21 protein-coding genes are annotated in these 19,979 nt (G+C 71.9%); 17 read left to right on the top strand and 4 right to left on the bottom strand.

Annotation, left to right across the window (positions count from 1 at the left end):
- Nucleotides 1-57 precede the first annotated feature (57 nt).
- The gene (locus D451_RS0112910) at nucleotides 58-630 is read right to left on the bottom strand and encodes a hypothetical protein (RefSeq protein ID WP_202421766.1); all 573 of its coding nucleotides are present in this window, start codon (nucleotides 628-630) and stop codon (nucleotides 58-60) included.
- 137 nt (nucleotides 631-767) lie between these two features.
- On the opposite strand from D451_RS0112910, the gene D451_RS0112905 reads away from it, so the two are divergent.
- Complete coding sequence (locus D451_RS0112905) at nucleotides 768-2,147, top strand: VOC family protein (protein WP_017534727.1); 1,380 nt, start codon at nucleotides 768-770, stop codon at nucleotides 2,145-2,147.
- Nucleotides 2,148-2,165: 18 nt separating this feature from the next.
- On the opposite strand, the gene D451_RS0112900 is transcribed toward D451_RS0112905, so the two are convergent.
- Nucleotides 2,166-2,483, bottom strand: a complete 318-nt coding sequence (locus tag D451_RS0112900; RefSeq protein ID WP_017534726.1) for a hypothetical protein — start codon at nucleotides 2,481-2,483, stop codon at nucleotides 2,166-2,168.
- Nucleotides 2,484-2,547: 64 nt separating this feature from the next.
- Here D451_RS0112900 and D451_RS0112895 point away from each other — a divergent pair, with 64 nt between their 5' ends.
- The 11 genes from D451_RS0112895 (at nucleotide 2,548) to D451_RS26480 (ending at nucleotide 13,170) form a co-directional block, all read left to right on the top strand.
- Nucleotides 2,548-3,180 (top strand): hypothetical protein, encoded by a 633-nt coding sequence (locus D451_RS0112895; protein WP_017534725.1) that lies wholly within the window; start codon nucleotides 2,548-2,550, stop codon nucleotides 3,178-3,180.
- 111 nt (nucleotides 3,181-3,291) lie between these two features.
- Nucleotides 3,292-3,945: a GTP cyclohydrolase II gene (locus D451_RS0112890; protein ID WP_017534724.1), complete on the top strand. Its 654-nt coding sequence runs from the start codon at nucleotides 3,292-3,294 to the stop codon at nucleotides 3,943-3,945.
- Nucleotides 3,938-4,645: a CDP-alcohol phosphatidyltransferase family protein gene (locus tag D451_RS0112885; RefSeq protein ID WP_026125028.1), complete on the top strand. Its 708-nt coding sequence runs from the start codon at nucleotides 3,938-3,940 to the stop codon at nucleotides 4,643-4,645. Before D451_RS0112890 ends, D451_RS0112885 begins: the two co-directional genes overlap by 8 nt.
- Before the next feature lie 2 nt (nucleotides 4,646-4,647).
- Entirely contained in the window at nucleotides 4,648-5,646 is a 999-nt protein-coding gene (locus D451_RS0112880; RefSeq protein ID WP_017534722.1) for a zinc-dependent alcohol dehydrogenase, read from the top strand.
- A 10-nt stretch (nucleotides 5,647-5,656) separates the two neighbouring features.
- The gene (locus tag D451_RS0112875) at nucleotides 5,657-6,055 is read left to right on the top strand and encodes a 6-pyruvoyl trahydropterin synthase family protein (protein WP_014913493.1); all 399 of its coding nucleotides are present in this window, start codon (nucleotides 5,657-5,659) and stop codon (nucleotides 6,053-6,055) included.
- On the top strand, nucleotides 6,052-7,074 hold the full coding sequence (locus tag D451_RS0112870; protein WP_017534721.1) for a glycosyltransferase family 4 protein: 1,023 nt from the start codon (nucleotides 6,052-6,054) through the stop codon (nucleotides 7,072-7,074). Before D451_RS0112875 ends, D451_RS0112870 begins: the two co-directional genes overlap by 4 nt.
- A gap of 201 nt (nucleotides 7,075-7,275) precedes the next feature.
- Nucleotides 7,276-8,937 carry an MDR family MFS transporter gene (locus tag D451_RS0112865; RefSeq protein WP_017534720.1) on the top strand — a complete coding sequence of 554 codons (1,662 nt, stop codon included), beginning with the start codon at nucleotides 7,276-7,278 and terminating at the stop codon, nucleotides 8,935-8,937.
- A gap of 157 nt (nucleotides 8,938-9,094) precedes the next feature.
- Complete coding sequence (locus D451_RS0112860) at nucleotides 9,095-9,898, top strand: SAM-dependent methyltransferase (RefSeq protein ID WP_014910886.1); 804 nt, start codon at nucleotides 9,095-9,097, stop codon at nucleotides 9,896-9,898.
- A 134-nt stretch (nucleotides 9,899-10,032) separates the two neighbouring features.
- Nucleotides 10,033-11,130: a methyltransferase domain-containing protein gene (locus D451_RS0112855; protein WP_017534719.1), complete on the top strand. Its 1,098-nt coding sequence runs from the start codon at nucleotides 10,033-10,035 to the stop codon at nucleotides 11,128-11,130.
- A gap of 184 nt (nucleotides 11,131-11,314) precedes the next feature.
- Nucleotides 11,315-12,169: a class I SAM-dependent methyltransferase gene (locus D451_RS0112850; protein ID WP_017534718.1), complete on the top strand. Its 855-nt coding sequence runs from the start codon at nucleotides 11,315-11,317 to the stop codon at nucleotides 12,167-12,169.
- Nucleotides 12,166-13,170 carry a lysylphosphatidylglycerol synthase transmembrane domain-containing protein gene (locus D451_RS26480; RefSeq protein WP_051067467.1) on the top strand — a complete coding sequence of 335 codons (1,005 nt, stop codon included), beginning with the start codon at nucleotides 12,166-12,168 and terminating at the stop codon, nucleotides 13,168-13,170. The genes D451_RS0112850 and D451_RS26480 overlap by 4 nt, the downstream gene beginning before the upstream one ends.
- Here D451_RS26480 and D451_RS0112840 read toward each other — a convergent pair.
- Complete coding sequence (locus tag D451_RS0112840) at nucleotides 13,081-13,794, bottom strand: creatininase family protein (RefSeq protein ID WP_014910762.1); 714 nt, start codon at nucleotides 13,792-13,794, stop codon at nucleotides 13,081-13,083. The genes D451_RS26480 and D451_RS0112840 overlap by 90 nt on opposite strands.
- Nucleotides 13,795-13,922: 128 nt before the next feature.
- Between D451_RS0112840 and D451_RS0112835 the strand changes: the two genes are divergently transcribed.
- Nucleotides 13,923-14,267 carry a cupin domain-containing protein gene (locus tag D451_RS0112835; protein ID WP_017534717.1) on the top strand — a complete coding sequence of 115 codons (345 nt, stop codon included), beginning with the start codon at nucleotides 13,923-13,925 and terminating at the stop codon, nucleotides 14,265-14,267.
- 57 nt (nucleotides 14,268-14,324) lie between these two features.
- On the opposite strand, the gene D451_RS0112830 is transcribed toward D451_RS0112835, so the two are convergent.
- The gene (locus D451_RS0112830) at nucleotides 14,325-15,197 is read right to left on the bottom strand and encodes a MurR/RpiR family transcriptional regulator (RefSeq protein ID WP_014910646.1); all 873 of its coding nucleotides are present in this window, start codon (nucleotides 15,195-15,197) and stop codon (nucleotides 14,325-14,327) included.
- Nucleotides 15,198-15,308: 111 nt separating this feature from the next.
- Between D451_RS0112830 and D451_RS0112825 the strand changes: the two genes are divergently transcribed.
- Genes D451_RS0112825 through D451_RS0112810 form a run of 4 tightly spaced genes read left to right on the top strand, consistent with a single transcriptional unit; the run spans nucleotide 15,309 to nucleotide 19,978 of the window.
- Complete coding sequence (locus D451_RS0112825) at nucleotides 15,309-16,487, top strand: C45 family autoproteolytic acyltransferase/hydolase (protein ID WP_014912560.1); 1,179 nt, start codon at nucleotides 15,309-15,311, stop codon at nucleotides 16,485-16,487.
- A gap of 40 nt (nucleotides 16,488-16,527) precedes the next feature.
- Nucleotides 16,528-18,162, top strand: a complete 1,635-nt coding sequence (locus D451_RS0112820) for an ABC transporter substrate-binding protein (protein WP_026125027.1) — start codon at nucleotides 16,528-16,530, stop codon at nucleotides 18,160-18,162.
- On the top strand, nucleotides 18,159-19,112 hold the full coding sequence (locus D451_RS0112815) for an ABC transporter permease (protein WP_017534715.1): 954 nt from the start codon (nucleotides 18,159-18,161) through the stop codon (nucleotides 19,110-19,112). Before D451_RS0112820 ends, D451_RS0112815 begins: the two co-directional genes overlap by 4 nt.
- On the top strand, nucleotides 19,109-19,978 hold the full coding sequence (locus D451_RS0112810) for an ABC transporter permease (protein WP_017534714.1): 870 nt from the start codon (nucleotides 19,109-19,111) through the stop codon (nucleotides 19,976-19,978). The genes D451_RS0112815 and D451_RS0112810 overlap by 4 nt, the downstream gene beginning before the upstream one ends.
- Nucleotide 19,979: the final 1 nt, after the last annotated feature.

The following is a 19,979-nucleotide window of genomic DNA, read 5'->3' as shown; positions in this document are numbered from 1 at the left end:
GCACGAGGGCGCCGAAGAGGGCGCACGGGTGCGGGAGCGGTCTCGGACCGCCCCTGGTCAGGCCGCGAGCACCGGAGGCGGTCCTCTCAGAACACGGGTGTGCCGCAGACAGAAGGTGTCGGGACGACGGGGCTCGTCGACCGGGGCCGGCGCCGTGGAGGACGGTGTCCTCGGCGCGGGGACGGCCCCCACCACCAGGAGCAGCGGCACCAGGGACAGCGCCATGAAGTGGAGGAAGGCGAAGAGGGCGTTCTCGCCCAGACGCAGCCACCAGGAGCTGACCAGGGCCATGACCACGTGCATCGTGATCATCGCCCAGGCCGACATCGGTTCCTGTTGGAGGGAGGCGCCGAGATGGTCCTGGTGACCGACGCCCCAGCCCTGGGCGGCGCTGAAGGTCACGTGCAGGGCGAACTGGCCCCACAGCATCCAGGCGGTCAACTCCCACAGACCCAGTCGGCGCGCGGAGGCCGCCCAGGCGGTGGCCAGGACGACGGCGCCGCCGAGCAGAAGACCGAGGAGGGGGACGTCGTGCCCCGACCCGACCGCGTGTCCGATCGCGGACAGGCTCGCGCACACCAGGGTGAACACCCCGGAGCGCAGCGGTCGGCACGGTCGGTTCTCGGACATCGTCCTCACATCGTCGCACTTCCCGACGGGTCCGGCGCACGGGGGTGGGATTCACGCCCTCCTACGGGGTCCGCTCCTTCTCGCGGCCGCGCCTCCACTAGACTCGGGACCCTTTCCGGTAGTGAGATGAGGTTCTCGTGTCCGTCTCTCCGCTCGCCCTTCTGCGCGAGTGGTCCTCCCGTACCGACGGGGCCGCCCTGCGCGGGTTCCTGCTGATCGGCTCCGAACCCGACCTTCCCGAAGTGGAGCGGAACGTCGTTCCGGCCGCGCGGGAGATGGAGGCCTCGGTGGCCGTGCTCGGCGCCGCCGCCCCCGGGACCGAACCCGCGGCCGTCTTCCGCCCCGAACGCTCCCTCGCCCTGATCGAACGCTCCGGCCCCGACCCGCTGCCCGAGCTCGTGCTGCTGGTGGGCGACGAACACGTCGTGGCCGCCTTCGGCGGCGGCGCCCCGGGCCTGGACCTGGACCGTCGACCGTGGTCGGTGCTGCGCGGCGGGCCCGAAGGGGTGCCGTGGGCCTTCGCCGACCTGGGCTCCTGGCTGCGCGAGCGCGCCGCCACCGGCCCGGTCCCCGCCCCGATGGCCGCCCACTTGAACGGGTTCGCCGACCGGCTGGAGGACCTTGTGCTGTCCTGCCCGTTGGAGGACCCGACCCGGGTGGCGCACAACATCGACGGCCCCTTGATCGACCGGTTGCCCGAGGGGCCGGTGGACGAGCTGTGCCTGTACGCGCCGCTGCGCGGCGCCGATCCCGAGGCCCTGCGCGCCCTGACCGGACGCCTGTCGCCGACCTCGGTGGTGCTCGGTGCTCCCGACGACTGGCCCGTGGAGGACGTCGAGGCGGCCCTGCGGAGCCTGGAGGAGATCGGGATCCGGGCCGAGCCGCGCCGGGTGCCCGACGGGGTCCCCCGACACGGCGGTCTCGTCGAGTGGGCGGTGGACGGAAGGCGTTCGGCGCTGACCATCGGCTCCCACCCGCGTTCCCTGGTCCGTCCGGCCGAGGCCGGGCTCGTCCTGGGGGCGATCGTCGCCGCCGATCCGCCGCCGGCCCCCGTCACTCCGGTAACGGAGGAGGGTCGGGAATCCGAGGTGGCCGCGGAGGTGGAGGCGTCGGGCTGGACCCTGGAGTTCGACTCCGGGATCCACCGTGTGCGCGGGAACTTCACCAACCCGGTTCCGGTGGCCGCCCGGATCGCCGAGCTCGTGGCGGAGGGCGACGCGCCGGTCATGGTCCACGCCCAGGGCCCCAAGGCGTGGGCGCTGTTGGTGTGGAGCAGACCGACGATGCTGCTCGCCTCGGCCCCCCGAGGCAGCGCGTGGCGCCTGTACAGCGTCCGCCCGCCCGCCACCCCCTCCTCCCGTCTGGGCGGCGAGGGCCTGTCCCAGGTGGGGCTGGTGCGCACCAGCGCGCCGCTGCACCGGGCCCCGCATCGGGACGTCATCGCCTTCCTGGACACCCTGGGGACCGATCACATCACCCTGTTGGAGAAGGTCGGGTTCCTGGGCAGGACGCTCTGACCGGACCGGTGCCGCGCCTCACCCGCGCCGTCGGGGATCGATCCGACGGAGCAGGCGGCCGATACCGGCCACCGGAGGCGTCCTCGCGGCCCGGGTCCGAAGCGTCTCCCGACGCTCTCGAAGGGGCCCGGCGCCGCCGCGCGCGACGGGGGCGGCCCCGGCGCCCTCCGTGTCCGCTCCGGCCGCGCGGGCCAGAGCCACGCGTTCGTGCAGACGTTCCCTGACCTGGTCGGGGGTGTAGGCACGGCGTCGGCGCTCGGCCCGGGCGATCGCCGCTCCGGTGGCCGCCACACCCACGAACGCGGCCAGCCCCAGGGTCTTCCACCACTTCCTCATGCCCCCACGCTAACCGGCGTGAGCGCTCTTCGCCCTCGGAGGGCGCGGGGGTACGGTGGGCGCTATGAGCCTGTCCCTGGATGAGGCGGTCGAGCTGACGCGGACCGGTGATCTGTGGGTGTTCCGGGGTACCGCCGTACCCGACCGGGCCATCCAGATCACCACGAACAGCCCGGTCAACCATGTCGGCATGTCCGTGGTCATCGACGACCTGCCGCCCTTGATGTGGCACGCGGAGCTGGGCCGCTCCCTCGTCGACATGTGGTCCGGCGTCCATCAACGCGGGGTCCAGCTGCACGATCTGCGCGACGCCGTCCTGGTGTGGGGGCGCCGCTACGGGCAGCGGGGGTGGCTGCGCCAACTCGACCCGGTGGCCGATCGCTCGATGGAGGACGCCGCGCTGCGCACGGTGGCCCGCCTGGACGGGACCCCCTTCCCCTCCACCGCCCGGTTGGCCGGACGGTGGGCTCTGGGCCGGCTCCCCTTCCGCGGACGGGCCCGGGAGCGGAGGTTGGAGACCGCCTACTGCGCCGAGGTGGTGGCCCTGACCTACGAGGAGATGGGGCTGCTCCCCAAGGGGAACCGGCCGGGCTACTACGATCCGGGCCGGTTCTGGAGCGGCGACTCCCTGGAGCTGGAGGACGGCGCCCGGCTCGGCGGGGAGATCCCCGTGGAGCTTCCCGACGCCACCTCCTGATCACCCTCCGTCTCCCGCGTTCCCCCTCGTGGGAGGGGGTCGGGACGTTTCATCTCGCGAGGGAACGGGCAGGCGCCGTGTGTGCCGCCTCCGGCGGTGTGAGGGGGGCAGATGTCAGAACAGTCTCTGGACGCGGAGGCGACCGCGGAGTCCGATCTGGTCCTGCGCAGCGCGCGGTTCCGCTGTGTCGCCTTTCGGGATCCGATCGACCGGTGTGAACACATGGCCCTGGTGCTGGGCCGGATCGGCGACGGCGCCCGGGTGCTCGTGCGGGTGCACTCCGAGTGCGTGACGGGGGACGTCTTCGGCGCGTTGCGATGCGAGTGCGGAGACCAGCTCCAGGCGGCCTTGGACGCGATCGTGGCCGAGGGCCGAGGCGTCCTCGTGTACCTGCGCGGCCAGGAGGGGCGCGGGATCGGTCTGGTGGACAAGGTCCGCACCCAGGTGCTCCAGGACGAACGGGGGCTGGACACGGTGGACTCGGCCACGGCCCTGGGGCTGCCCGTGGACGTCCGCGACTACGGCCCCGCGGCCCGGGTGCTGCGCCATCGAGGGGTGCGTTCGGTCCGGTTGTTGTCCAACAACCCGGACAAGGTGCGCGCTCTGGAGGGCTACGGGGTGAAGGTGGCCGAGCGGGTCCCGCTGCCGGCCCCCGTACGCGAGGAGAACCTCGGCTACCTGACCGCCAAGCGGGACCGGTTGGGTCACGTCCTGCCCCACCTGAACGGGTCCCCTCACCACGGGCCCGGGAACGGCCGTGTCTGATCCGGCCCTACGGCAGGTGGGCGCGGCCCTGTGCGGGCAGGCGGCCCTGCTCGCCGTGCTCGCCGCCGCGCCGGGCCTGGGTCCATGGGGGTGGACGGTCGGGGCACTGTACGCTCTCAGCGCGGTGGGACTGCTCGTGGCCGCGATGCGCCGACACCGACGGTGGACCCTGGGCCCGGCCGACCTGGTGACGTTGACCAGGCTCGTGCTCATCGGCGGGGTGACGGCCCTGGTCGTCGACGGAGGACCGGCCTGGGCCCTGGTGACGTTGGCCGTACCCGCTCTGGCCCTGGACCTGGTGGACGGCCTGGTCGCCAGGAGGACGGGGACGGCCTCCGCGTTCGGGGCCCGGTTCGACATGGAGGCGGACGCCTTCCTGATCCTGGTGCTCAGTGTGCGGGTGGCGTCGTTCCTGGGCCCGTGGGTACTGGTGATCGGAGCGATGCGCTACCTGTTCGGGGTCGCCTCGTGGGCGGCCCCGTGGCTGCGAGGCCCCTTGCCGCCGAGCCGGGCCCGTAAGGCGGTGGCCGCGGCGCAGGGGATCGTGTTGACCGCGGTGGCCTCCGGGGTGCTCCCGGGGTCGGTGTCGGTGGTCGTGGTGGCGGTGGCGGCGGCCGCGCTGTCGTGGTCGTTCGGCCGCGACGTGGTGGGACTGTGGCGGGAGCGTTCACATCGAACGGTCCCGGTCGGAAGGAGCTGAGGATGAGACGGACCGCGCGTGCCTTCTGGGTGCGTTCCCCCGGTGTGGGCGAGGTCCGGGAGGTGGATCTTCCTGCGCCCGGCCCCGACGAGGTGCTGGTGCGCAGCGTGTACTCGGGGATCAGCCGGGGCACCGAGACCCTGGTGTTCGGCGGTGGGGTGCCGCCCAACCAGTACGAGGTGATGCGGGCCCCCTTCCAGGAGGGCGACTTCCCCGGCCCGCTCAAGTACGGCTATCTGAACGTGGGCGTGGTGGAGGAGGGCCCCGACTCCCTGGTGGGGCGGACGGTGTTCACCCTCTACCCGCACCAGACCCGTTTCGTGGTGCCCGCCTCGGCGGTGTCGGTCGTGCCCGAGGACGTACCGGCCGGCCGCGCGGTGTTGGCGGGTGTCGTGGAGACCGCGGTGAACGCGCTCTGGGACGCGGCCCCGCTGGTCGGGGACCGGGTGACGGTGGTCGGCGCGGGCATGGTGGGGTGCTGCGTGGCGCGGCTGGTGTCGCGGACGCCCGGCGCCCGGGTCCAGTTGATCGACGTGGACCCCGAACGCGCGGAGGTCGCCGAACGGCTGGGGGTGGACTTCGCTCTGCCCGAGGCGGCCGAGGGCGGCCGGGACCTGGTCTTCCACACCAGCGCGAGCGAGGCCGGCCTGATCCGTTCCCTGGAGCTGCTCCATCCGGAGGGCGAGGTGGTGGAGCTGAGCTGGTACGGGGACCGCCAGGTGATCCTGCCGTTGGGCGAGGACTTCCACTCGCACCGGCTGGCCGTGCGCGCCAGCCAGGTCGGGATGATCTCGCCGGCCCGACGGTCGCGTTACGACCACTCCGAACGGCTGGCGCTGGCCCTGCGGCTGCTCGCCGATCCGGCCTTCGACGCCCTGCTCAGCGGCCGGAGCGGCTTCGAGGAGCTGCCCGAGGTGCTGCCGGCGTTGGCCGAGGGCCGTCTGTCCGCGTTGTGCCATCGCGTCGTCTACGAACCGGAGAGCGACGGTTCTCTCGTGTGAGGAGGATCTTTTGTTCGGCGTCACCGTCCGCGACCACCTGATGGTCGCGCACAGCTTCAGGGGCGAGGTCTTCGGTCCCGCCCAGGCCCTGCACGGAGCCACCTTCGTGGTGGACGCGACCCTGCGCCGCCCCGATCTGGACCCCGACGGGATCGTGGTCGACATCGGCGCGGCCACCCGTGTGCTGGGCGAGATCGTGGGCGAACTGAACTATCGCAACCTCGACGAGGTCCCCGAGTTCGCCGGGGTGAACACCTCCACCGAGTTCCTGGCCAAGGTGATCGCCGATCGGTTGGCGGAACGGATCCACGCGGGCGGGCTGGGCCAGAACGCCCGGGGGCTGGCCTCGCTCTCGATCACCCTGCACGAGTCGCACGTGGCCTGGGCCTCCTACGAACGGGAGCTGTGACGGTCCCGTTCGTGGTGCCGGAGACGGGGGTGCCCAGTGGGGGCACCCTCTACGATCTGCGTCTCTCGCGGGCCTCGTCCGTGTTGGAGACGGTGGCGGTCCCGGGTCCTTGGCCCTCTCCGGGGCCGGAGGGGGCCCGGGCGCTCGCCGCCGTCCTGGACGGGCTCCCCGACGGAGCCCGGGTGGTGGTCGACGGGCTGGTGGCCTGCGGGGTGCCCGAGATCGTCGTTCCGCGCGCCGAACGGCTGCGTCCGGTGGTACTGGTGCACCTGCCGTTGGCCGACGAGACCGGCCTGTCCCCGGAGACCGCCCGGGAACTGGACCTGCGTGAGCGCGCGGTGCTGCGCTCCGGCGCGGCGGTGGTGGCCACCGGCGGGTACGCGGCGCGGCGGCTGCGCGAGCACCATGGGCTGCCTCGGGTCGAGGTGGTGCCGCCGGGGGTCGATCCGGCGCCGCTCGCGCGGGGCCGCGGTTTCGAGGAGGGCCGCGTCGTGGAGGGGGCCGTGCCGCGTCTGCTGTGCGTGGCCTCTCTGACCCCGCGCAAGGGGCACGCGGTGCTGTTCGAGGCCCTTCGGGGGCTGTCGGACCTGGGCTGGGAGTGCGTCTGCGCCGGCCCGGGGACCCCTCTCCCGAACGCCGGGGAGCGGGTGCGTTTCGTCGGACCTCTGGCCGGGGCCGCCTTGGAGGCGGCCTACGACGGCGCCGACCTGGTCGTGCTGCCCTCGCTGATGGAGACCTACGGGATGGTCGTCACCGAGGCGCTGGCCCGGGGGCTGCCGGTGGTGGCCAGTGGGGTGGGCGGGATCCCCGAGGCCTTGGGCCGTTCCCCTGACGGGAGCGTTCCCGGCCTGACGGTACCGCCCGGGGATCCGGCCGCGTTGGCGAGCGCCCTGCGCGCCTGGCTCACCGATCCAGGGCTGCGGCGAGAGCTGCGCGCCTCGGCCCGATCACGTCGTTCGACGCTCACCGGTTGGGCGCACGCGGCCCGGGCGCTGGAGGGCGTTCTGGAGCGGATCTGAGCCCCTCACGCCCCCGCTTTCCCTTTGTTCACCCCCTTCTCCACGCCCAGGAGTGATGTGTCCCAGTTCTCCGGGCTCGCTCGCCTATGCCGTCACCCGGGGTGATATCGTGCAGGGGCTGCAAAAATGCCTACTCTGTATTTTTGCCCCACCAGCAGGTTTTCTCCTTCTGCACGTTCTTCTCTCTCCAGAGGTCAGCCCTTGAGTACTCCTCAGTCACAGGGCACCGAACGTTCGACGGTCAAGCGCAGCCTCACCGGGCTCCTGATCGTGCTGGGCGTGACGATGCTCAGCGGAACGATCGTCTCGGTCGCCCTCCCCCAGATCGTGGGTTCCCTCCAAGGAACCCAGTCCCAGTACACCTGGGTGGTCACCGCGACCCTCCTGGCGTCCACCTCCTCCACCCCGATCTGGGGCAAGCTCGCCGACCTGTTCGACAAGAAGCGCCTGCTCCAGATCTCCATCGTGCTGTTCATCGTGGCCTCCCTGCTGTGCGGCTTCGCGCAGACCACCGGACAGCTCATCGCCTTCCGCGCGATCCAGGGACTGGGCATGGGCGCCTCCCAGGTCCTGGTCCAGGTGATCATCGGCGCGCTGGTCAGCCCCAAGGAACGCGGTCGCCTCAACGGCCTCATCGGCTCGGTCATGGCCGTGGCCACCGTCGGCGGCCCTCTCATCGGCGGCGCCCTCACCGACGCCTCGTGGCTGGGCTGGCGCTGGTGCTTCTTCATCGGCGTTCCCTTCATGCTGGTCGCGATGGTCGTGATCACCCGCACCCTGCACCTGGCCGACGTGCGCCGCCACGACACCCGCGTCGACTACGTGGGCGCCACCCTCATCGCCGCCGGTGTCAGCACCCTGCTGCTGTGGGTCACCTTCGTGGGCGGCTCCTTCGACTGGATCTCCTGGCAGAGCGGCGCGATGGTCGCGGGCGGCCTCGTCCTGCTGGCCCTGGCCGTGTGGGTGGAGAACCGGGTCTCCCAGCCGGTCATCCCACTGCACCTGGTGGTGCGCCGCGAGACCGCCATCGCCATCCTCGCCAGCGTCGCCGTGGGCATGGCGATGTTCGGCGGAGCGGTCTTCCTCGGCCAGTACTTCCAGCTCTCCCGCGGCTACTCCCCCACCGCGGCCGGCCTGCTCACCACCCCGCTCATGCTCGGCACCATGGGCGCCTCCACCGTCGCCGGATGGATGGTCTCCCGTTCGGGCCGGGTCAAGCCCTACGTGCTCACCGGTCTGACCACGCTGACGCTCGGCTTCCTGCTGCTGTCCACCATCGACGCCTCCACCTCGCTGCTCGTGGTCTCCCTCGGGATGCTCGCCGTCGGCCTGGGCGTGGGCATGTCGATGCAGAACCTGGTCCTGGTCGTCCAGAACTCGGTCCCGCTGAGCGAGCTCGGCGCGGCCAGCGGCGCGATCACGTTCTTCCGCTCCCTGGGCGGCACCATCGGGGTGTCGGTGCTCGGCGCGATCCTCGCCTCACGGGTGAGCTCGAACATCACCTCGCGGCTGGACGAGATGGGCGTCCCCACCGACGGGGGCGGGGCCGACGCCGGAACCCTCGATCTGGCGGGCATGCCTCCGTTCCTGAGGCAGATCGTGGAGAACGCCTATGGTTCGGCCACCGGCGACCTCTTCCTCGTCGCCGCCGGGATCGCCGTCTTCGGGCTGATCGTGGCGTTCTTCCTGCCCGACGTGCGACTCCGCGACACCATCGACCTCCCCGGTGAGGAAGAGGAGCCGGTTTCGAGCACGACCGATACCGATGTTCCTCCAGGTCCGGAAGAGCGGAACATGCGGCGTGCGACGCACCGTGACGAGAAGGGTCCGGTGCGCGACGAGACGGACCCTCTGCCCTCCTGACCTGGTAGCCCGTCTCTCGAAGGGGGACCGGGTCCCTTCGAGAGACGGAAAGCCCGGCGGCGCCGGGCTTTCCGGGTTGCGCGGGAGGCCCGGGGGCCATCAGACTTCGGATGCCGCCCGGTTTCGCACGAACCGGCCCCCGATTCGAAAGGCCCCCATGACGGACACCCCCATCGACACCACCGTCGCCCACACCGCCCGCGTGTGGAACTACTGGCTCGGGGGCAAGGACAACTACCCCGTCGACCGAGAGATCGGCGACCGGGTCAAGGAGCTCTTCCCCGAGATCACCGAGATCGCCGTCGGCGACCGGCTGTTCCTGCGGCGCGCGGTGACGTACGCGATCCAGGAGGAGGGCATCCGCCAGTTCCTGGACGTCGGCACGGGTCTTCCCACCGCGAACAACACCCACGAGGTGGCCCAGGCCCTGGCCCCCGAGTCGCACGTGGTCTACGTCGACAACGACCCCCTGGTCCTGACCCACGCGCGCGCCCTGCTGGTGGGCCACGAGGAGGGCCGGACCCAGTTCGTCGGCGAGGACCTGCGCGACACCGAGGCCGTCCTGAAGGCCGCGCGCGAGACCCTGGACTTCGACAAGCCGATCCTGCTCACCCTCATGGGCACCATGGGCCACTTCGAGCCCGAGGCGGCGATCGAACTCGTCAAGACCTACGTGGACGCCCTTCCGGCGGGCAGCCTGCTGGCCGTGTGCGACGGCGTCTACTCCGGCGAGGAGGGCGACGCCCCGGACGAGAACGCCCGCGCGGGCATGAGCCTGTGGCAGGAGCACGTCGCCCAGCCCTACATCATGCGCACGCTTCCGGAGTTCAGCGCCTACTTCGACGGCCTCGACCTGGTGGACCCCGGCGTGGTGTCGGTGTTCCGCTGGCGCCCCGAGCCCTCCGAGCTGGGTTCCATCCGCGACCTGCCCCAGTACGCCGGTCTGGCCAAGAAGCCCTGACCCTCGAGACCCCCGGGAGGGGCCGGGTCCGCACGGACCCGGCCCCTCCCCCGTTCCACGATCCACAGGTGAGCGACGGGGCCTCACGGGGAACGAGTACCGGCGGTACCGGGATCATCAGGGGGAGATGTCGAGTGACGGACCTGTACGACCTTCACGCGCGGCTCGTGGCCCGGCTCGACACGACCGAGGCGATCCGGGCCGCGTTCGCCGACCACCCACGCCACCGGTACGTGCCCGATCTGATCTGGCCCGACGCGAACGGGCTGCCGCTGCGGCGCACGGCCGATCCCGAGCGGTGGGTCTCCTGTGTCTACGCCTTCGCGCCGGTCACCACGCAGGCCGACGACGGGGGCTCCGGGCCGGTGAACACCCCTTCCTCGTCCTCGTCCCATCCCCAGGTGATGGCGGACATGATCCGCGCGGCCCGGGTGGGCCCCGGCGACCGTGTGCTGGAGATCGGTACGGGCACCGGCTGGAACGCGGCGATCCTGTCCTCGCTGGTCGGCCCCACCGGCTCGGTCACCTCGGTGGAGATCGATCCGGACGTCGCCGCCCACGCGCGGGGGCGACTCGACGCGACCGGGGTCCGGGTCGTCCACGGCGCCGAGATCCCCGAGGGCGGATACGACGCGATCATCGCCACCTGCGCGGTGAGCCGGGTGCCCGAGGAGTGGATCGCGAGTGTCCCGGTCGGCGCGCCGATCGTCGTCCCCTGGGCGCCCTCCTCCGAACACGAATCCACACCCGTGGCGGCCCTGCGGGTGCGGGACGACGGGAGCGCCTACGGGCCCTTCGTCCGCGACGCCGTGTTCATGCACGACCGGACCCAGCGCGTCTCCGAGTCCCCCTTCCCCGGAATCGGGGCGGAGCCCGAGTACGAACGGCGACTCTCGGCGACCTCGGACGCGCTGATCGACGACCGTCTGCTCACCCGGCTCATGCTCATGCTCCCCGGCGTGCGCCCGGGCGTGGGCGCACGCCCCTTCGAGGGGGACATCGGACGGATCGTCCATCTCGGCACCGCGGACGCCTCCTGGGCCTACGTGTGGCCCGACGGTACCGTCACCGGCGGCGGAGAACGCGACCTGTTCGGGGAACTGGCCGCCGCCTACGATGCCCTGACCGAGGCGGGCCGGCCGCCCCTGGAGACGTTCTCCCTGGAGGTGGACCCGAAGAACGGGGTCCGGCGGGTCCGCGCCCCGGACCTGGGTGTATGGGAACACCGCTGAGCCGCCCAGGACTCGGTGCTCCGTTGAAGCCGGCCTCTCTCGGGTAGGACCCCGAGGACACACCCGATCGTGTCCGCCCCGAAGGGGAGCGCGCTCGGGCGTTCGGCCCATCCGGGCCGACCCGAGCCGGCAGGCTGGGGGAAAGACGCCCGTCCGCGGCCGCGTCCCGCTCGGAGGAGCCCCGTTGAACCCACCATCCGACCACCTCTCCTCGACCTTCGCCCCGGAGTGGTTGTCCCTGCGCGAGGAGGCCGACGCCGAGGCCCGTTCCACCGCCCCGTTGGACCCGCTCCGGGTCCATCTCACCGGGCGGGGGTCGCGGACCGACCGTCCTCCGTTGAGGATCGCCGACCTGGGGTGCGGGACCGGCTCTCAGGGGCGCTGGCTGGCCCCGCGGCTGCACGGCCCGCAGAGCTGGAGCCTCTACGACCTGGACTCGAATCTGTTGGACCTGGCCGGGGCGTCCATGCCGGTGGCCGGCGCGGACGGGTCCGAGGTCGGTGCCCGCATGTACCGGCGGGATCTGCGTTCCCTCACCGCGCGGGATCTGGCCGAGGTCGACCTGGTGACCGGCTCGGCGTTGCTGGACCTGTTGTCCTTCGACGAGGTGGCGGCGCTGGTGCGGGCCGTGACGGGGGCCGGGGGCGCGGCGCTGTTCACCCTGTCCGTCACCGGGCGGGTGGAGCTGTTCCCGAGCGATCCGGCCGACGCGGCGGTGAACTCCGCCTTCAACGACCACCAGCGTCGCCGTGGGGCGTTGGGGCCGGACGCGGTCGTGGTGATGACCGAGCTCTTCGAGAGGTCCGGGTACCGGGTGTCGGCCTCCCCCTCGCCGTGGCGGTTGTGTCCCGAACGCGTCCCGCTGACCCTGGCCTGGTTGTCCGGTCGTGTGGAGGCGGCCGTCGAGATGAGGCCGGAGCGGGTGCCCGGGGACTACCTGCACCGTCGGCTGGCCCAGTGCGAACGCGGCGAGCTGGGCGCGGTCGTGCACCATACCGACCTGTTGGCCCTTCCACCGAGGGGGCCGGAGGGCCGGTGAGACCCCGGCCGACCGTTCCGGGGGCGTGGTGGCCGCGCCCCTTGATCGGGCTGCTGCTCCTGGCCGGGGTGGTGTGGTGGTCTCCGTTGGACGCCCTCACCGACGCCTTCGAGGCGATCGACGTCGGCCTCGCGCTCTCGGCGTTGGGGATCGGCCTGGCCACCACCGTCCTGTGCGCGGCCCGGTGGTGGACGGTGGCGCGCGGAACGGGGCTGTGTCTTCCCTGGTCGCGGGCGGTGGGCGACTACTACCGGGCCGTCTTCCTGAACGCGGTGCTGCCCTCCGGGGTGCTCGGCGACGTGCACCGGGCGATCGATCATGGTCGTGACGCGGGCGACGTGCCCCGAGGGGTGCGCGCGGTGGTCCTGGAGCGGATGGCCGGTCAGGTGGTGTTGGCGGCGGCCGGGGCGGTCGCGTTGTTCGTCCTGCCCGCCGCGTCGACGGGCCCGGGCGTGGTCACGGTGGCGGTCTGGGCCGGGGTGGCGGGGCTGGTGGCGGCGGTGGCCGTATGCGCGCCCCGGCTCGGGCGGCGGCGCGACGCGCTCTGGTGGCGGGTCCTGACGGAGACGGCCCGGGACGTGCGGAACGGGCTGTGCACCAGGACCACCGGTCCGGCGGTCCTGGTGCTGTCGGTGGCGGCCCTGGCCGGTCACGTGACCCTGTTCGTGCTGGCCGCCCGGGCTGCCGGGGTCACCGAGCCCGTGGGGATGCTGCTGCCTCCGGCCGTGGCCGCTCTGATCGCGATGAGCGTCCCCGCCGGGGTGGGCGGTTGGGGTCCGCGTGAGGCGGTGACCGCGTTGGTCTTCGGCGCCGTGGGGCTGGGGGCGTCCGTCGGGTTGACGGTGTCCGTGGTCTACGGGCTGCTCGCGCTGGTGGCCTCACTGCCCGGCGGGGTGGTGTTCCTGTGGCGCCTACTTCGGGTCGAGGACCGCCAGGTAGGCGGAGAACCCCTTGACCAGGGCCGAGAGCAGGTCCCGCCCCTTGACGGCCGTGGCGCGTGAGGGCTGTCCGACGACCCCGGAACGGGTGTAGCGGGCCAGGCCGGTGGTGAGCATCAGGTCGCGCCGGTCGGCGAGGTGGTCGGCCTCCTGGTAGCCGGTGCGGACCAGGTCGGGGCGCGCGTGCAGCAGGACCGAGGTCTCCAGCTCCCCCGCGTGCATGTCGCGGTCGTTGGTGGTGCGCATGCCGGCGCTCTTGCGCGCGGCCTCCCAGTCGTTCGGGCCGGGGAAGAGCGCCATGTCCCCTCCGGAGGCCTGCACCAGGTTGGCCAGGACGTGGTTGCCCCCGTGGCCGTTGACCACGACCAGTTTGGGCGTCCCGGCGGCCCGGAGGGAGTCGGCCACGTCGGAGACCATGGCGTGCAGGGTGGGCGCCGAGACGCTGACCGTGCCGGGCCAGGAGGCGTGCTCGTGCGAGCAGCCGAAGGTGATGGGGGGCAGGAGGCGCAGCCCCGGGTTGGCGTCGGCCAGGGACTGCGCCAGCGCGGAGGCCACGATGGTGTCCGTGGTCAACGGCAGGTGGGGGCCGTGCTGTTCGAGGCTTCCGACGGGCAGCAGCGCCACCCGGGAGGAGGCGCGGCCCTCGTCCTCACTGGTGGTCGACGGTAGGGGATCGGAGAAGTCCATGGGGGACATTCTCCCCATCTCCCCCAGGAGGAGACAACGACCCCCGACCGTGGCGAAGCCCTTGACCTCGACTCGACTTGAGGTGTTCGACTGAACGTCGACCGTGTCCGTTCGGATGAAGGAGCAGGATGTCCCACTCGGGAGAAGGGGCCCGTCGGTTCTCCGCGAAGGAGGTCGATGGTTGGCAGGACCTGGTCGATCACGGAATCCGGATCGGCCCCGTGGTCACGAAGGAGGAGGGCGGCCCGCTGAGCGCCTACTACGCCCGGTTCGATCGTGGAGAGGTCGCGACGTTGCCCGCACCCTACGAGGAGGTGTGGGTCGTCGTCTCCGGAGCCATGACACTGCGCACCCCCGACCGCGTCGTGACGGCGGGCCCCGGCGACCTCCTGCACGTCCCGGAGCACTCCCCGGGCGAGCTGCGCGCGGAGGAGGACACCGAGCTCGCCTGCGTGTCGGTCCCCGCCCACTGAACGAGGAATCCGTACGAGCGCGACCCCCTCGCCGACCGGCGGTGGGGGTCCGCGTCGTCAGTGGCCCAGGCGCCCGCGCCAGGCTGTGAGTTCGTGGGAGGTGCGCACGGCCCGGTCCGGGTGGACGGTGGTCACCGCCTGGACGAGGGCGTCGGCGACGATGATGCCGGTCAGCGCCTCGGCGGTCATGCCGGTGGGGGTGTGCGGGGCGGACAGGACGATGTCGACTCCGTCCCGGAGCTCATCGGCGAGTTCGTCGGTCACCAGGATCGATCGGGCGCCCACCGCGCGGGCCCGTTCGAAGAGCACCTCGACCTCGGGCAGGACGCGTCCGGGCGCGAAGACGACGACGGCGTCGCCCCTGTGGACGCCCAGCAGGTCGTCGGCCAGGCGGAAGCCGTCCGTGTCGATGGGGCGGGCGCGGGCGCCGATCCGGTTGAGTTTGAGGGCCAGGTGTTCGGCGGCGATGTTGGAGGAGCCGACTCCGTAGGCGAGGGTCTGTTCGGCCTCGGCCAGGACCTCCACGGCCCGGGTGAGTTCTTCGGAGGAGGTGGCCGTGCGGACGTGTTCGACGCGGTCGCGCGCCTCGTCGACGACCCGCCCCCACAGGGAGGTGAAGTCCCGGCCCATGCGGTCGATCCGTTCGCGCAGCCGTACCTCCGGGGCGACCTCGGAGGTGAAGGGGGCGGCGATCTCCTGTTTGAGGGCGGGCAGTCCGGTGTACCCGAGTCGGCGCAGGGTCCGGATGACGCTGGCGTTGCTGGTGCCGCTGGCGGAACCGAGCTCTTGGGCGTTGGAGTAGAGGATCTGTTCGACCGGCGAGGCCGTGAGCAGGCGACACACGGATCGTTCGGCCGGGGAGAGGTCGTCCCAGTGGGTGCGCACCAGGGTGTGGAGCCGTTCCAGGCCCGGGTTCGAAGAACTATTCATTACAGCTCTTGACTGTGGCGTATCACTCATTACACTCCTGAAGAAACGTTCGTTTCAACTATTCATGTCCTCGTAATGAATGTTACAGGACGTGTTCGGGGGAGCACCACCATGACCGAACCCACGCCGCGAACGGCATCGGGCCTGCCGCTCGTCGAGATCTCCGGCGGTCCGCGCGAACGCGGCATCGCCTACGGAGAGGCCGCGCGGGAGCAGATCGTCGCCGCTATGGGCTTCTACGAGCGCGCCTTCACCCAGCAGACCGGGCTGAGCTGGGGCGGCGTCCTCGACCGCGCCCGCGGCTGGCTCGACCCCTGCCGCGCCTTCGACGCCGACATGGTCACCGAGATGGAGGGCATCGCCGAGGGCGCCGGGGTCGACCTCCTCGACATCATGGCGCTCAACGTGCGCGGAGAGATCATCTACGACTCCTCCTTCCGCACCATGCCCGCGGCCACCGAGACCGACGACCGGGACGCCTCGGACGGCTGCACCTCGTTCGCCCTGGCCGAGGGCGCCTCGGGCGACGGCCACGTCTACGCCGGACAGAACTGGGACTGGCGGCACGGCACCACCGACACCATCCTGATGCTCCGCGTGGTCCAGCCGCCCAAGCCCACGCTCATCATGCAGGTCGAGGCCGGACAGGTCGGCCGGCACGGGGCCAACTCCGCCGGTATCGCGCTCAACGCCAACGGCCTCGGGGGACGCTTCGGCTCGGCCGTCGGCGTGCCCCAGACCCTCATCCGCCGCCGTGTCCTGGACTCCGCCCGACTCTCCGACGCCCTGAACGTGCTGGTCAAGACGCGCGCCCACATCGCCAGCAACGCGCTGCTGACCCACGAATCCGGTTTCGCGATCGACGTCGAGACCACCCCTGGCCCCTGCCAGTGGATGTACCCCGACGGCGAGGGTCTGCTCGTGCACGGCAACCACTACCAGGCCGGTATCCCGCCCCAGCTCGCCGAGGCCTACCGCCCGCTGGCCACCGACTCGCTCATCCGTGTGCCCCGGGCCCGACGCGGGCTGGACGCCGTCCGCGACGCCCGAAGCCCCGAACAGGTGCGGGCCGCCGTCCACGCGGCCATGTCCGACCACCTCGGCCACCCCGAGTCCCTGTGCACCCACCCCGACCCCGCCGCCCCCGAGGTACGCCGCTGGTCCACCCTGCTCTCCAGCCTCGTCGACCTCACCAGCGGCGAATACCGCGTCACCGCCGGAAACCCCTGCGAGAACGCCTACGAGCTCATGCCCTGGAACCTCTACGACGGCCCGGGCCCACGGAGCTGACCCCATCATTCGTATCCCCCTTTCCCTGGAGAAGACCGTTGTGAAGGACAGAGCACCACGCCGCTCCCGAGCGGTGATCCCCGCCGCCGTCCTCGCGCTCGCCGTGACCGCCTGTACGGCCCCGCCCGCGGGCACGGAGATCGACCTGACCACCACCACCGCCGCGCCCGCCGGAGAGCTGGACTCGGTGACCTGGATGCTCCCCTCCGAGCCCACGTCACTGGACCTGGACGCCAACGGCGGCACCGCGCAGAACACCGTCCTCGCCAACGTCTGCGAGCGGCTCATGCGGGTGGCGCCCGACCTCTCGATCGGCCCCGGCCTGGCCGAGTACGCCGAATGGGAGGACGACGACACCGTCGTCTTCCGGCTGAACCCCGACGCCGCCTTCCGCGACGGCGCCCCGATCACCGCGGACGACGTGGTGTGGAGCATGGAGCGCCACTCCGCGGAGGGCGCGGAGGAGTCCGACGAGTACACCAACGTCGAACGGATCGAGGCGACCGGGGAGCGCGAGGTCACCGTGACCATGACCCAGCGCGACGCCGTGTTCGTGCCCGCCATGGCCGGGAACGGCGGCATCGTCTACGACCGTCGCGCCCTGGAGGCCGACGGCGACGCCTACGGCACGCCCCAGGGCTCGGACGCCTGTACCGGCCCCTACCGGCTCGCCGAGTGGAGCTCGGGCAGCCGGGTCGTACTGGAACGGGACGACGCCTACTGGAACCCCGAGAAGGCCGCGAACGTGGCCCGGGTCGAGTTCCGCTGGGCCGTCGAGAACGCCGTCGTCAACACCCTGAACACCGGGGAGTCCGACGGCGCCTACCTCGACACCGCCTCGGCGGCCGTCCCGCTGCTGCGCGACGAGACCGTCCAGGTGTACCAGGGGCCCTCCACCAATGTGTGGTCCCTGATCACCACCGAACGCGGCGGCCTGGCCGACCCGCGTCTGCGCCGCGCCCTGTCCCTGGCCCTGGAGCGCGACGGCATCTCGCGCTCGGCCTTCGGAGGGCTGGCCGAACCGTGGTCCACTCCCCTGGGCCCCGGCGGCTGGGGCTACGAGCGGGAACGTTTCGAGGAGGCCTACGAGGCCCTCGACGCGGCCCCCTCCGACCCCGGCGAACGTGAACTGGAGGAGGCCCGCGCCCTGGTCGAGGAGGCCGGCGCCCCCGAGGAGCCGCTCGTCATCGCCAACGACGGCGAACCGGCGCGCACCATCATCGCCAACGCCACCGTCGACGCGGCGGCCAAGATCGGGTTGGAGATGCGGATCCTCACCGTGCCCCGACAGCAGTTCGGCAGCTACTACGTCGACCCCGAGCTGCGCGCCCAGGTGGACCTGTTCTCCGACGAGTACTGGATCTCCAAGAACGACCCCGTGGGCTTCTACAAGAACGGCGCCTCCGACGCCGGGGTGAACTACTCCGGTTTCGCCGATGAGGACTACGACCGCCTCGTCAAGGAGGCCCAGGCCGCCACCGACGACGCCGAGAGGGCCGAACTGGCCGTGGAGCTCCAGGAACGCTGGACCGAGGCCATGCCGTGGATCCCCGTCGTCCAGGTGCCCACGACCCTGGCCATGGGACCCGAGGTCACGGGCGCGCCCGCCTCCTCCGCGTTCCTCTTCTATCCGTGGGCCGCCGACCTGGGCGCCCGAGAGGACGAAGGACGATGATCGCGCACGTACTGCGCCGCCTCGGCGGCATGCTCCTGACCCTGGCGGTGGCCTCGGCGCTGATCTTCGGCGCCATGTACGCCGCCCCCGGCGACCCGGTGTCGTTCCTGGTGGGAGACCCCGAGAACGTCACCCCGGAACGGATCGCCGCGGTCCGCGCCGAGTACAACCTCGACCAGCCGTTGCTCGTGCAGTACTGGCTGTGGCTGACCGGAGCCGTCACCGGCGACCTGGGGACCTCGTTCCAGTACAACGCGGCGGTGGGCGACCTCATCCTCACCCGCCTTCCCACCACGGTGTCCCTGGTCGCCTACGCGGCGGTGCTCTTCACCGTCCTGGGCATCGCGTTGGGCGCCCTGTCGGCGGTACGACGGGGCCGTCGTACCGACTCCGCCGTCACCGCGGGCACCACGCTGGCCGCGTCGATCCCGTCGTTCGTCATGGCCATCGCGTTGATCTCCCTGTTCGGCGTCCGGCTGGGCTGGTTCCCGGTGACCGGGCTCGGCGAGGGGTTCATCGGCCGGATCCACCACCTCACCCTGCCCGCGATCGCCCTGGCCACCGGCGCCCTGGCCATCGTCTCCCGGGTCACCCGACAGACGATGGTGGAGCAGTTCGATCTGGAGCACGTCTCGGCGTCGCGGGCCTCGGGGGTCGCCGAGAGGCACGTGGTCCGCCGGCACGTCCTGCGCAACGCCCTGGGCCCCGTGGTGACCATGTGCGGCCTGGTCACCGCGAGCATGCTCAGCGGGACCGTGGTCATCGAGTCGGCGTTCGGTCTCAGCGGTATCGGGGCCCTGCTCGTCGACGCCATCAACAACCTCGACTTCCCCGTGGTGCAGGCCGTCCTGCTGTGCATGGTGGTCGCCTACATGGGGGTCACGACCCTGATCGACCTCGTGCACCCGTTGCTGGACCCGCGGGTCCGTCTCGAAAGGAACAGGGTATGACCGCGCAGTCTCCCACCGGCGCCGTCACCATGGGCGCCGGGATCCGCGACGTCCGAAGGAACGGAGGGCGCGGCGCGCTCTGGGTGAGCTCGGGCTTCCTCGTCGCCGTGGTCCTGGCCGCCCTGTTCGCCCCGGTGGTCGCCCCGGCCGATCCCAACGCCATCGACTTCGGGAACATCTGGGCGCCGCCCGGCGCCGACCACTGGCTGGGCACCGACCAGATGGGGCGCGACCTGCTCTCGCGGGTCGTCCATGGAGCGCGCGAGAGCCTGCTGGGCCCGTTGGCCCTGCTCGTGCTCGCCTCCGTCCTGGGCGTGGCGATGGGGACCCTGGCCGCCTGGCGGCGCGGCTGGGTGGACGTCCTCCTGGCCCGGGTCACCGACGTCATGTACGCCTTCCCGGGACTCCTGTTCGTGGTGCTCGTGATCGCGGTGTTCGGCAGCGGCATGACCACCGCGGTCATCGCCCTGGGCCTGGCGTTCACCCCGATCATCGCCAAGTTCACCCGCAGCGTCGCGCTGGCCGAATGCTCCAAGCCCTATATCGACGCCTACCGGGTGCAGGGGGTGAGCGGCCTGGTCATCTGCCTGCGCTACCTCATCCCGAACATGGCCCCCGCGTTGCTCGGATATCTGGTCGTGCTCTTCGGCGAGGGGCTGATGAGCCTGGCCACGCTCAGCTTCCTCGGCTTCGGCGCGCAGCCGCCCAGCTCCGAGTGGGGCCTGATGGTCCAGGAGGGGCAGTCCGCGCTCATCCAGGGGGTCCTGTGGCCCGCCCTGGTCCCCGGCGCGGCCATCGCCCTGGTCGTGGTCGCGTTCAACATCGTCGGGGTGCGTGTCGCCGACCGACTGAACTCACGGAGGTAGA

Source organism: Nocardiopsis alba DSM 43377 (genome assembly GCF_000341225.1).
Lineage (GTDB): Bacteria > Actinomycetota > Actinomycetes > Streptosporangiales > Streptosporangiaceae > Nocardiopsis > Nocardiopsis alba.
The sequence above is the reverse complement of the archived record's forward strand: the minus strand, read 5'-3'. Positions and strand labels throughout refer to the sequence as shown.